The sequence below is a fragment of the Luteitalea sp. genome (assembly GCA_009377605.1).
Classification (GTDB): Bacteria; Acidobacteriota; Vicinamibacteria; order Vicinamibacterales; family Vicinamibacteraceae; genus WHTT01.
The window spans coordinates 83,068-95,549 of record WHTT01000006.1 but is presented as its reverse complement, the minus strand read 5'-3'; the positions used below and the strand labels follow the sequence as shown (position 1 = coordinate 95,549).

Sequence of the window (12,482 nt, the reverse complement as noted above, 5' to 3'; positions counted from 1 at the left end):
GTTGCGAGACAATGAGGTTCAGCCATGGATACGGGTGCGCCCCATACGCTTGTCACGGCCGAGAAGACCGACGCCGCCACCAGACACCTGCTTGGTGCGGTTCGCGGCTGTACGTTCGACGACTTCCTGTTTGCTCCCCAGTTCAGCGTGCTCGAGGGACGCGATCCAGCCGGAATCGATCTGACGTGCCGGCTGTCGGAGCACCTCACGCTTTGCCGCCCCATTGTCTCGGCCAACATGGATACGGTCACACGTGCCCCTATGGCCGTCGTGCAGGCAGAGGAAGGCGGCATCGGCATCATCGATCGTGGCTTCAAGCCGGGCGACATCGAGCCGCAGGTGCGCGAGGTCGAAATCGTGAAGCGCACGCAGCACGGCGTGATCGTCGATCCCTACACGGTCCCCCTCACTGCCACGCTCGCCGAGGCGGTCGCCGCGATGCGCCGCTCGCGTGTGGGCACGCTCGCGGTCGTCGACGGGCAGCGCACGCTCAAAGGCCTGCTGACCGAGCGAGATCTGCGCTTCGTCACGGACGACCGCCTGACGTCGACATCGGTGGAAACACGCCTGACACCCATCGAGAAGCTCGTGGTGCACGAAGGAGCCATCTCCATCGATGACGCGGAGCGTCTGATGGTGGAGCGAAAGATCAAGAAATTGCCGCTGGTCAACCAGGACGGGACCCTCATCGGCCTCATCACGGCCAAGGACATCTTGAAGCAGAAGCGCCAGCCCTTTGCGACGCGCGACGCCCACGGCCGGCTCCGGGTCGGGGCGGCGATAGGCGCCAAGGGGGACTATCTCGAGCGCGCCACCGAGCTCGTTCGCGCGGGAGTCGACGTCCTCGTGATCGACATCGCTCACGGTCACTCCGTCGTGATGGCCCGGGCCATCGAGGAGTTCCGCAAGCGGTTCGATGATGTCGAGCTCATCGCCGGCAATGTCGCCACGGCGGACGGCGCACGCTTCCTCAGCGAACGAGGCGTCAACGGCATCAAGGTCGGCATCGGACCCGGTGGCGGTTGCACGACTCGCCTCACCACCAGCTTCGGCGTGCCGCAGCTCCAGGCGTTGGTCGAATGCCGCGCGGCGGTGAGTGACGCCATTCCGCTCGTCGCGGACGGCGGAATCAAGCGGCACGGCAGCCTTGCCGAGGCCCTGCTCTTCGGCGGCGATTCGGTGATGCTCGGCAGCGTCTTTGCCGGCACGCTGGAAACTCCTGGCGACGTCGTTCAAAAACCGGTGCTGCTGCCCGACTCTCAGAAGGCGGTCAAGGTGCCCTTCAAGGTGCTGCGCGGCATGGCGTCGATCGAGGCCATCAAAGACCGCCTCGACGTCGAGGATGCCGACATTCTCGACCTCCAGGCGCTGGGTGCCGAAGGACTAGAGCTAAGCGTTCCGGCGCGCGGGTCGGCCCGGCCCATCTTCCAGGACATGATCAGGCACCTCTGCTCGTCGGTGAGCTACGGAGGCGCGAGCAGCCTCGGCGAGCTGAAGCGGCTCTTCTGGGCGCGGCCCGAGCAGTATCTGATTCGGCTCTCCCCTGCCGCCCGCCGCGAATCATACGAGCGGTGAGAGCCGGTCATCCTATATTGTCTAGCGGCCCGCAGCGTCCGGCCGCGTACCCTTAAGGGTTCTAGCGGACCGCGGCCTCCGGCCGCGCTCCCCGACGAACACAACGCGAAAACGAGAGTCACCATGACCTGTCCCATGTCCGTTTCGCCACGCCACATCGCTTGCGTCCTGGTGGGGGTGCTCTTGATTGGGTGGGCGCACCTGCACGCTCAAGTGGATACGGCGACCATCACTGGTATCGTTCGAGACGAGCAGAACGCCGTCCTTCCCGGCGCCACGGTGGTCGCCACCAATGTCGACACCAACCAGCACGTTGAAACCGTTAGCAACGAGGCGGGGGTCTACAGAACGAGTCCCCTGCCGATCGGCGCGTATACGGTCTCCGTTACCCTGTCGGGCTTCAAGACGGAGATCCGGAGCGGCATTACGCTGAACGTTCAGAGCGTCGCGCGCATCGATGTGACGCTCCAGGTCGGGCAGATCTCCGAAGAGTTGACGATCAGCGGCGGCGCGCCGCTGCTTGAAACGGAAACTTCGTCGTTGGGTCAGGTTATCGAGGAACAAGCCGTGACCGACCTGCCGCTGAACGGACGAAACTATCTGCAACTGGCGAAATTAGCCACGGGTGTGTTGGATTCGTCCCGGGGCGATCGCGCCGCCGATGGAGGGTCGTTCGTGGCCAACGGCGTGCGCGCCAGCTTGAATAACTTTGTGCTCGACGGTGTCGATAACAACTCAAAAATTGTTGACATTCAAAACAGCTCCAATGTCGTGATCCAGCCTTCTGTGGACGCCATTCAGGAATTCAACGTCCAAACACATAATTTCTCCGCAGAGTTCGGGTATTCGGCCGGCGCCGTCGTGAACGCGCGGATCAAGTCGGGGACCAACGCCTTTCATGGGACCATCTTCGAATTCCTCCGTAATGACGACCTGGACGCCCGTGATTTCTTTTCTCCGCCCGAGGAGGAGAAACCGTTACTGATTCGGAACCAATTCGGTGGCACGCTTGGTGGCCCCATTATTCACGATCAGACCTTTTTCTTCGGCAGCTGGGAAGGCACCCGAGAACGACGCGGCCAGACCTTTGTCAGAACGGTCCCCACGGCTGCCCAGCGCCAAGGCGACTTCTCGGGCGACCCCATCTTCGACCCGGCGACCGTCCGGGAGGATCCGGCAGGCAATGGATTCGTGCGCGATCCGTTCCTCGGCAACACGATCCCCTCCGAGCGGATCGATCCGTTGGCCCGTGACATCGTCGATCTGATCCCGCTGCCGAATGTCCCAGGCGACATCAACAACTTTGTCAGCAGCCCGGTGCGGACAGTTACGCGGGACCAGTTTGACTTTCGGGTGGATCATGCCCTCTCAGAGAAGGACCAGTTCTTTGGTCGGTACAGCTTAGGGGAGCTCGATAGAGAGAATCCAGGACCGTTTGAGGCCCCGCTGATTGGCAGCGAGAACTTCCAGCAGTCCCTGAAGGATCAACGGGGTCAGGGGATCGCGATTGGCGAAACCCACATCTTCAGCTCGACCACGGTGAACGAGCTCCGCGTTGGATACAATCGCATCCGTGACTCGCTGAAGCCGTTTGTGACGGACTTTACGCCGGCTGAGTTCGGCTTCCAGGGCATCCCTGCGGATCCGACGATCACCGGCCTGCCTGACATCACGCTGTCCGGGTTTGGCGAGCTCGGAGAAGCCACGTTTCTCCCGAACTTCAAGATCTCCGAAACCATCGATGTGAAAGACAATCTCTCCTTCACGAAAGGCAATCACTTCATCAAGACAGGATTTCAATTTCGGTGGGTACGGAGCTTCTTTGAGATCGGTGCACAGGCTCGCGGCCAGTTCACGTTCAATGGGACCTTTACTGAAGACCCGCAGAGTCGAGGAGGCACGGGAAACGCCTTTGCCGATTTTCTCCTGGGTGTCCCGAGCTCGGCCAACCTCTCCACAACCCAAGCTGGTGACATCCGGTATCGGTCGTGGGGCGCGTATATTCAGGACGACTGGAAAGTGACGCCCAAGCTGACGGTCAATCTCGGACTGCGGTACGAGCTGTTCACCCAGCCGGTTGAACGGAACGACAGGCAAGGCAACTTCCTGCTCGACCAGCGACAAATTATCTTTCCCAACAACCAAATTCCCGAAGGCGTACCAGAGGACCTGGCAGGTACGATCCCGAACGGGCTCGACGATCGCGGGCTGCTCGATTTGGACACCAACAACTTTGCCCCACGGGTCGGACTCGCGTACCAGCTCATGCCTCAGACCGTCGTGAGAGCGGGCGGCGGCATTTTCTACGCGGATCACCCGGCTATCGGCGCGTCCGGACGACTGGTGGCCAGCCCGCCGTTTCAGGTAGTGGCCCAATTTCCGACGGATCAAGTATTCCCTGTGGTGAACTTCAATGAAGGCTTTCCGGCGGATGCGCTCGGCGTGACCGAATTTGATCCGGCGACCACGGCCTTTCTGGCCTTCAGTCCAGACTTTCCACAAGCGTATGCGGCGCACTGGAACTTGAATATCCAGCGCGAGATTCCCGACTGGTTTCTGGTGGATATCGGGTATGTGGGATCGAAAGGGACACAGCTTCCGCTCGGCGTCGATTTCAATCAAGCCTTACCGGGCGAGGGGTCTGTCGAGAGCCGGCGCCCCATTCAAGGCTTCGGTTCCATCGGTGGCCAATTGCCCGGAGGGAATTCAAATTTCAACGCGCTGGAGCTGCGCGTGGAGCGGCGGTTTTCCGACGGGTTCAGCGTGCTGTCTTCCTATACCTGGAGTCACGCCATCGACATTGGCGGCGAGCAACTGGTTGGCGACCTGGAGTTGCGCGACGTGAGGAATATCGACGCGGAGCGTGGCGACGCGCGCTTCGACGTGCGTCATCGCTATTCCCTGGCGGCCATGTGGGACCTCCCTGTTGGGGAGAACCGGCGGTGGGACCTCGGGTCATCGCTGCTGAACGCGATCGTCGGGAACTGGCAGATCTCCGGGATCCTCACGCTGCAGACCGGCAAACCGTTTACGCCGACGCTGGGCGCCAGCACGGCGAATACGGGCCATGCTCGCCCCGATCGCAGTGCCGACGGCAACCTGCCCGGCAGTGAACGCAGTATCGAGGCATTTTTTGACAAGAGCGCCTTTCCCACGCCGGCGCAGGGCGAATTCGGCAATGCTGGCCGGAACGTGCTCCGGGGACCCGATTTCAACAATCTCGACCTCACCCTCTTCAAACGGATTCCGTTCTCGCGGCTCGGTGACCAGGGGGAGATTCAGTTCCGGCTCGAGGCCTTCAATGTCACCAATACCCCGCATTTCGACTTGCCGAATTCTCGAGTGGACTTGGACCAGGGTGGAACGATTACCAGTCTGGCCGCTCCGATGCGGGAGTTACAGGTCGGACTGAAGATCCTGTTCTGACCGGCAGCGATGGTCGAGTGTTGCCATGAATCAGCGTAGTCTGGTGCCAACGATGGGCGTCATGCCGTCCGTCGATGAAATCCGCGCGGCCCGTCAGATGCTGAACCCGTATCTCCCGGTCACTCGACTCTGTCCCGCGCCGAGCCTGACGAAGCTGCTGGGTGCCGCGGTGCATCTCAAGCTCGAATCAGACCTCCCAACGGGCTCGTTCAAGCCGAGGGGCGCGATGTACGCGCTTGCCAGCCGGCTGCAGCGAGAGGCCGTACGGGAGGTGGTCGCCTCGAGCACCGGCAACCACGGGGCGGCAGTAGCCTACGCGGCTTCGGTGTTCGGGGTTTCGGCGACGATCTTCCTCCCGGAAGGTGCGAATCCAATCAAGCGCGCGCGGATCGCAGAGCTGGGAGCGCGCATCGTGGACGTCGAAGAGCGCGAAGACCGTGACGCCGCGCAGGCCGCGCGTGCGCACGCGATGCGGACCCAGGGGTATTTCCTCCATGACGCCACCGATCCTGTCCTTCCGGCGGGACCCGCGACCATTGCCTGTGAGATTTTCGAACAGGCGCCCGACACCGAGGCGGTCGTCGTTCCGGTCGGCGACACGGCTCTGATCCGCGGCGTCGCGGCTGCTGTCAGGTGGCTCCGACCCGAGACCCGGATCATCGGCGTCCAGGCAGCCAAGGCACCGTCCTACTACTTGTCCTGGCAAGAAGCGCGTGTGGTGACGACCGCCTCGTGCGACACGATCGCGGATGGCCTAGCCACGCGGATACCGGAATCAGCCAATGTCGAAGCCATCCGGTCGCACGTCGATGAGATGGTGCTGGTCACGGAGGATCAGATGCTCGCGGCGATGCGGCATCTCCTGCTCGAAGAGCATGTGGTGGCCGAGGCCTCTGGTGCCGCGGCGGCCGCCGCCGCGATCGCCGGGAACTGGAGGGGGCTCCAAACGACTCTCCTCGTGACCGGGGCAAACGTGTCCCCAGAGGTCCTCGCGCGTGTCGCCGCGGCGACATAGAGAGGCGGCACTTACCATCTCGCGCTCAGTCCACGCGAACGCGCCCTGTCAGGGGGATGTCGCGGCTCGAGGCTCCGATCTGGATCTCGTATTCACCCGACTGCACGGTGAAGGCCTGGCGGGCGACATCGTAATGCGCGAGATCGTCTGCCGGTGTGAGCGCGAAGCGGACCTGTCGCCGCTGACCAGGGTCGAGCGAGAGACGATCGAACCCGCGAAGCTGCTTGAGCGGCGACGGCCGATTCGGATCGATCGCGCGTGCGTAGAGCTGAACGACCTCATCACCAGCGACCGGCCCGACGTTCTCGACCGTTACCGCCACTTCGACGACCTCGTCTGCGCCCGCCGTGGTTTTGTCGATCGTCATCAGGCGGCGAAGGGCAACATCGATGTCATCGGTGGTGAGCAGCCCCTGCGCCAGCGCCGCTGGAAGCGACCGGTATACGCTACCGCACTCCAAATCACAGCCCTTCGTGATGCCGAGCGCAGCAGCGGCTTCGGGTGTCGCGACAATCTTGTGAGTCTTGTCGATGTCGTCGATTGCGCCGCAGTCGGATACGACGTACCCGTCGAACCCCCACTGCTTGCGAAGGGTCTGCTGGAGCAAGCGCGAGCTGGCTGACGCCGACTCGCCGTACACGCGGTTGTAGGCTCCCATGACCGATGCGACCTTCGCCTCCTGGACGAGGGCTCGGAATGCGGGGAGATACGTCTCGTGCAGGTCTCGCTCGCTCGGTTGCGCGTCGAAGTGATGCCGGTCGGACTCAGGGCCGCTGTGCACCGCGAAGTGCTTTGCCGTCGCGACTACCTTCAGGTAACGTGGGTCGTCTCCCTGCAAGCCCTTGACGAGCTCCACGCCGATGCGTGCCGTGAGGAACGGATCTTCACCGTAGGTTTCCTGTCCGCGTCCCCAGCGCGGGTCTCGAAAGATGTTGATGTTCGGTGACCAGAACGTCAGTCCCTGATAGCGGCCGCGCTCGCCGCGGCGCAGCGATTCGTGGTGCTTGGCGCGCGCCTCGTCGCTGATGGCCGTTGCCACCTCGCGCATCAGCCTGGCGTCGAACGAGGCGGCCATGCCAATAGCCTGAGGGAACACGGTCGCGGCGCCCGCGCGCGCAACCCCGTGCAGGCACTCGTTCCACCATTCGTACGCGGGGACCCCGAGGCGCGGGATGGCGGCGGCATCATTGGTGAGCTGCGAGATCTTCTCGGCCACCGTCATCCGCGAAACCAGATCCGCTGCACGCTCGTTTGCCGAGAGATTGGGGTCGAGATAGGCGGGCCGCTCGACCGGCTCCTGCGCCTGGCTGGACCAGGCGAGCGCCACGCCAGCGAGACCGCACAACAGCAGGCCCACGATCGCGGAATGCCGCGCGAAGCGATGACGAGTGTCAGCGAGTTTCATAAGTCAATGTGCGTAGCGAGCGCCCTTTCGCCTTGGCGCGTTTCGCGCTTCGGCAGGCCCGCCGCCACCCAGCGGTGCAGGCAATGCCGTATTGCTCACGAACGCGATCTGCGTGCTGTCGGGAGACCACGACGGCACGTTGATCGTTCCTTGTCCCCCATAGACATACGCCAGCACTCGCGGCTCGCTCCCATCCGGTCGCATGATCCGCAGATAGACCTGTTTGTAGAACGGATGATCGTCAGCCGCGACATCAGGGAGGTACGAGAGAACGACCATCCATGTGCCATCCGGCGAGATGTGCGGGAACCAATTATTGAGCTCGTCGTCGGTGATCTGCTCCTGCCCGCTGCCATCCGGCCGCATCCGCCAGATCTGCATACGTCCCGTGCGGGCCGAATTGAAGTAGATCCACTGTCCGTCCGGCGAGTACTCCGACCCATCGTCAAGGCCCTTGGCCGTGGTGAGCTGCTCTTCCTCTCCACCCTCGACCGGAATTTTGTAGATGTCGTACTCGTCGTTTCGCCCGCCGGTGTAAACGAGGTACTTGCCGTCGGGCGACCATCCGTGGAGATAAGAAGGCGAGCTCTTCGTCACGCGTTGCGGCGTTCCGCCGGTCACTGGCATCGTGAAAACGACGGAGCGGTCGTCGTCCTCTGGGCTCGCATGGCTGATGCCCAACATGCGACCGTCGAACGACAGCACGTGATCGTTGTTGTTAGACAAGGCAAAGCCGGTGTCGATGACCGACGCACGGCGCGACGTAAGATCGAAGCGATACAGCCGGCCGTCGCTGTTGTAGATGAGCGCCTTACCATCCGTGGTCCAATTCGGTGCTTGAAATGATCCGGGCGACGTGTGCAATACGCGCCGGTGGCCATTGTCAATCGTCAGTACTTCGAGGTTACTGCCGATATAGTCGCGATATGGCACCCAGTCGTCGTTCGGCGGTACGGTAATGCGAACGTTTCGGAACAGAGCACGCTCGGAGACCTTCGGGTTATGGGAGCAGACGAAAAGTCCGGTATAGACCTCGTCGCCGAGATCGATGTCGGACAGCTCGGTTCGAGTGAACGGCTGACCGAGTCGCGCAACGGACATGATGTATGTGCCGCCGCGCCGCTCGAGCTGAACGATCTCTGGGGCTGCGACGGCCGACTTCAGCTCCGCCGTTTCACCGCCAGCGGCTCGTCTGAATTGAAGGGAGGTCAGGCCGTCGCCATGCACGGCAGCGTCGACGTACGCCGCCTCTGGATCGAGGGTGCTGCGCACCAGCCAGCCGAGCTTGCGGTGTGGATCGACGCCTTTGCCAACGAAGCCCGCCTGCGCCGTGAGAATGAAGTCGCCGGTCAGTCGCTTCCACGCGAAGTGAAACTCGTCGCGCGTGTCCCACATGTTGGTGCCGGCGCCGGTGATCGTGTAGCTCTGCGAATCCTGGTCATAGGTGGTGGTGCCTCGGATTGCCGGGCTGCCCACGTCCCCATGGCCTTCGAACCACCCGAGGGCCGGTTGTCCGGACAGGCGCGAGCCCGTCATTGCGGTAAGCGCGATGAGAATGGAACAAAAGGCGGTCCTGGCTCCAGGCGCCGCCGTCCGTACAGATGGTTTGCTCATTGTGCCGCCTTGCGTGCAGCTTCACATAGCCTGGTCGAATTGATGTCCGGCCCATCAAGAGCATGGCAGAGGATAATGACTGTCGCAAGGATGATGAGGTATACAGGTGTCGAGGGAGGCACAGCTGCCACATAACACTTCCGCGCAGGTCGTCGTCCGGGATCTCCAAAAGCATTACGGCGGGATTCAGGCCGCACGAGGAGTCAGCCTCGAGGTCGAGCAGGGCGAGACGTTCGGTCTACTGGGTCCAAACGGCGCCGGCAAGACGACGACGCTCGAGTGCATTATCGGCCTGCGAGAGCCGGACGAGGGTTACATCGAGGTCTGCGGGGTCGACGCGCGCCGGCGGCCGCGCGACGCCAAGCAGAAGATCGGTGCTGTCCTGCAGACGACGGCCCTGCAGGATAAGATCACGCCGCACGAGGCGCTGCAACTGTTTGGTTCCTTGTACCGCGGGCGCATCGAGCCAGGGCCATTGCTCGAGCAGTTCGGTCTCACAGGCAAGGCAGATGCGGCCTTCGATACGCTCTCCCGCGGCCAGCAACAGCGGCTCGGCCTGGCGCTCGCCTTCGTGAACAAACCGGAGCTCCTGTTCCTCGATGAGCCGACGACAGGTCTCGACCCACAGTCCCGGCGCGAGCTGCACACGATGATCGCGCGGATGAAGCAGGACGGCCACACGGTGCTGCTCACCACTCACTACATCGACGAAGCGGAGCAACTCTGCGACCGTCTCGCGATCATCGACCACGGTCGTATCATCGCCGAGGGCACGCCGCGAGAGCTCATTGCGCATTCGACGGCCGCAACGTCGATCGCCCTCGAAACGGTGCAGGCGATCGAGGCGACATGGCTCGAGCAGCTGTCCGGTGTCCACGATCTGACATGCGAGCCGACCCGCGCCCGCTTCCGCTCTACCGACATCGCGCGGACGCTTGCCGAGCTGATGGAGCTCCTGAACGCACGGCAAGTCGAGCTCGCGGCGCTCCACGTGCAGAAGGCGACGCTCGAGGACGTATTTCTCGAGCTCACCGGCACGAGCCTCGATAACCCTGGAGAACCGGAAACGGACGCTTCGCCGAGCGCGCCGTCACGGCCGCCTCGGCGAGGCGTCCCTACCGAGAACTGATGAACGGATTGCTCTACCAGCTTCGCATCAGCCTTCGGCTGCATTTTCGAAACAGGATGGCGCTGCTGTACAGCTATCTGTTTCCCACGATCTTTCTCGTCGCCTTCTGGGTGCTCTATCGCCATGAGCTCGTGCCGCTCGCCGCGCACATGGGCGAGCTACTGACCGTCACGGCCCTTGGCGGCGCTTGCTTCGGCCTGCCGACCACGATGGTCAGTGAGCGCGAACGAGGCGTGTGGCGCCGCTACCGGCTGGCGCCCGTTCCAACATGGAGCCTCGTGGTCAGCACGGTCGTTGGCCGCTACGTCCTCTTGATTCTGGCCGCACTGCTGCAGCTCGCGCTTGCGCTGGCGATTGGGATGCCGTTGCCCCGGCATCCAATTGCTCTTTGGGTGGCGTTCACGTTCGTTGCCTTCGCCTTCCTCGGCCTGGGTCTCGTCATTGCGACGTTGGCCGACAACGTACCTGCCGTACAGGCCTTGGGGCAGTGCATCTTCTTGCCGATGCTGATCATTGGCGGCGTCGCGGTGCGGCTCGAGAGCCTTCCGGCGTGGGCGCAGCACCTGTCGGCGTTCTTCCCTGGGCGCTACGCGGTCGAGGCGCTGCAGGTGTCGGTCACCGGCGACGGACTGTCAGCCGCGCGCTTCAGCCTGCTGGCGCTCCTGCTCATCGGCGGAGCGGGCTGTCTCGCGGGAGCGAAGATGTTTCGCTGGGAGGCGCAGCAACGGTTTGCCGCACGGGAGGGCAGGGGCTGGCTCGCGGTGGCATTGGCGGCGTGGGCGGCAGTGGGTCTCTGGGCCGAGGCTGGCGGCGAGCGCGCGGTCGTGAGGCGCCCCGCGCCATGGAATCGAGCGGCTTCTCCGGCTGCCACTGTTCGGACCGAGCCGCCGGCCTCCATCACAGAACCGCTGTCCCCTGAACGCGCCACTAACGTGGCGGAGCTTCCGATGCCTTCTCCGCCGGCGGTGCCATCCAAGTCCGCCAGGCGCGCCCCCGCCACGCGTGCACCTGAAGCTCCAGCGCCACCTGCGACCAGGCTGCCTGTAGCGACGCCCGAGATGACTCCCAGCCCCGGCGCTGGAGGCGCGCCTGCCAGCGCTTCGCCCCGCACGACGGCTCCGCCGGCGACGGAGCCAGAGGACGCCGCGACGGCGGATGCGGAGCCGGCATCGTGGCGGGACGTCACGATGACTCACATCGAACGAGACTTCGCGTTCGAGCACCTGCCGCCGGACGGTGGCGTCGTTTCGCCCATCGCCTCTCCGGGGCGAGACCCGGATCCGGAGCTTGAGGAGCAACTCGAGGAGGTTCGCGCGGCACTCCTCGACTGGGAGCCTGGCTACGTGGAGGATCCGGTGCAGCGTGTCCGCAATTTTCTCTTCGTCGCGGCGGTTCCAGACGTGCTTCAGCTCGAGCCGCTCGAGCGGTACGTGCCATTGGTCGTCTTCGCGCGCCTGCAGGAGGATATTCCGGCGAGTCAACTGATCAAGCTGCTGTATTGGGTGGCGAAACATCCTTCGGAAGGCGACGATGCGGCCGTTGATCAGCTTCGCTTTCTCGATCTCGCTGGCGCACCGGGCGACATGGCGATGACCCGCGAGCGCGTGACCGTCTACGCGCTCAAGCTGCTCGGCCGGTTGACGGGTAAGATCGAATCGAGATGACACGGACCGTGCGTTGGGCGCTGATATGGATCCTGCTGGTGGGGCTCGTGCTGCTGCCTTTCGTGCTCTGGGAGGAGCAGTTCAATCGGCTCGCCGCGGAGCTGACGCGCGATGGGACATCCACCTGGATCGTGGCGTTGGCCATCGCTGGCCTGCTGGCGGGCGACGTATTCCTGCCCGTGCCGTCGAGCATCGTGTCGACGGCGGCCGGTGTGCTGCTTGGGTTCTGGCGCGGTGCCGCGGTCGTCTGGGGTGGCATGATGGCCGGCTGCGCGCTCGGCTACCTCGTCGGTTGGCGGGGGGCGGTCGTCGCGCAGCGTTTCGTGGGCGAGGAGAGCCTCGAGCGCGCCGCGGCGCTGGCGCGCCGATACGGTGATCTGACGATCGTTCTCTGCCGCCCCGTTCCCGTCCTTGCCGAAGCGACCGTCGTGTTTGCCGGTCTGGTGCGCGCGCCATTTGCACGGTTCGCGCGACTGACCGCGTACGCCAATCTCGGAATCGCGCTCGGCTACGCCGGTTTCGGCGCGTTCTCCCTTCGACTCGATTCGTTCCTCGTTGCCTTCGTCGGAGCGCTGCTCGTGCCGGGGCTCGTGCTGCTCGTGTCGCGCCTCACCTTTGCGCGAAGACGAGGCCGCGCGGGCCCGTGACGTTCCC

7 protein-coding genes and 1 pseudogene are annotated in these 12,482 nt (G+C 63.7%); 6 read left to right on the top strand and 2 right to left on the bottom strand.

Going from position 1 to position 12,482, the window contains the following annotated elements:
* Positions 1–24 precede the first annotated feature (24 nt).
* The 3 genes from GEV06_03365 (at position 25) to GEV06_03355 (ending at position 6,016) form a co-directional block, all read left to right on the top strand.
* A complete protein-coding gene (locus GEV06_03365) occupies positions 25–1,575 on the top strand; it encodes a CBS domain-containing protein (GenBank protein ID MPZ16947.1) in 1,551 nt (516 codons plus the stop codon).
* A gap of 123 nt (positions 1,576–1,698) precedes the next feature.
* Positions 1,699–5,001, top strand: a complete 3,303-nt coding sequence (locus tag GEV06_03360) for a hypothetical protein (GenBank protein MPZ16946.1) — start codon at positions 1,699–1,701, stop codon at positions 4,999–5,001.
* A 25-nt stretch (positions 5,002–5,026) separates the two neighbouring features.
* Complete coding sequence (locus GEV06_03355; protein ID MPZ16945.1) at positions 5,027–6,016, top strand: pyridoxal-phosphate dependent enzyme; 990 nt, start codon at positions 5,027–5,029, stop codon at positions 6,014–6,016.
* Positions 6,017–6,377: 361 nt separating this feature from the next.
* On the opposite strand, the pseudogene GEV06_03350 reads toward GEV06_03355, so the two are convergent.
* A pseudogene (locus GEV06_03350) lies at positions 6,378–7,421 on the bottom strand (glucan 1,4-alpha-glucosidase).
* A gap of 3 nt (positions 7,422–7,424) precedes the next feature.
* Positions 7,425–8,957 (bottom strand): DUF5050 domain-containing protein, encoded by a 1,533-nt coding sequence (locus tag GEV06_03345; protein ID MPZ16944.1) that lies wholly within the window; start codon positions 8,955–8,957, stop codon positions 7,425–7,427.
* Positions 8,958–9,159: 202 nt separating this feature from the next.
* On the opposite strand from GEV06_03345, the gene GEV06_03340 reads away from it, so the two are divergent.
* From GEV06_03340 to GEV06_03330, 3 genes are read left to right on the top strand one after another with little or no spacing between them, the layout of a single operon-like run.
* Complete coding sequence (locus tag GEV06_03340; GenBank protein MPZ16943.1) at positions 9,160–10,164, top strand: ATP-binding cassette domain-containing protein; 1,005 nt, start codon at positions 9,160–9,162, stop codon at positions 10,162–10,164.
* On the top strand, positions 10,164–11,828 hold the full coding sequence (locus tag GEV06_03335) for a hypothetical protein (protein ID MPZ16942.1): 1,665 nt from the start codon (positions 10,164–10,166) through the stop codon (positions 11,826–11,828). The genes GEV06_03340 and GEV06_03335 overlap by 1 nt, the downstream gene beginning before the upstream one ends.
* The gene (locus GEV06_03330) at positions 11,825–12,475 is read left to right on the top strand and encodes a DedA family protein (protein MPZ16941.1); all 651 of its coding nucleotides are present in this window, start codon (positions 11,825–11,827) and stop codon (positions 12,473–12,475) included. Before GEV06_03335 ends, GEV06_03330 begins: the two co-directional genes overlap by 4 nt.
* Positions 12,476–12,482 lie beyond the last annotated feature (7 nt).

Excerpts from the sequence above, each read along its gene's own strand:
- GEV06_03365 (MPZ16947.1), top strand. The coding sequence starts at position 25 with ATGGATACGGGTGCGCCCCATACGCTTGTCACGGCCGAGAAGACCGAC.
- GEV06_03360 (MPZ16946.1), top strand. The coding sequence starts at position 1,699 with ATGACCTGTCCCATGTCCGTTTCGCCACGCCACATCGCTTGCGTCCTG.
- GEV06_03355 (MPZ16945.1), top strand. The coding sequence starts at position 5,027 with ATGAATCAGCGTAGTCTGGTGCCAACGATGGGCGTCATGCCGTCCGTC.
- GEV06_03345 (MPZ16944.1), bottom strand. The coding sequence starts at position 8,957 with ATGACGGGCTCGCGCCTGTCCGGACAACCGGCCCTCGGGTGGTTCGAA.
- GEV06_03335 (MPZ16942.1), top strand. The coding sequence starts at position 10,164 with ATGAACGGATTGCTCTACCAGCTTCGCATCAGCCTTCGGCTGCATTTT.
- GEV06_03330 (MPZ16941.1), top strand. The coding sequence starts at position 11,825 with ATGACACGGACCGTGCGTTGGGCGCTGATATGGATCCTGCTGGTGGGG.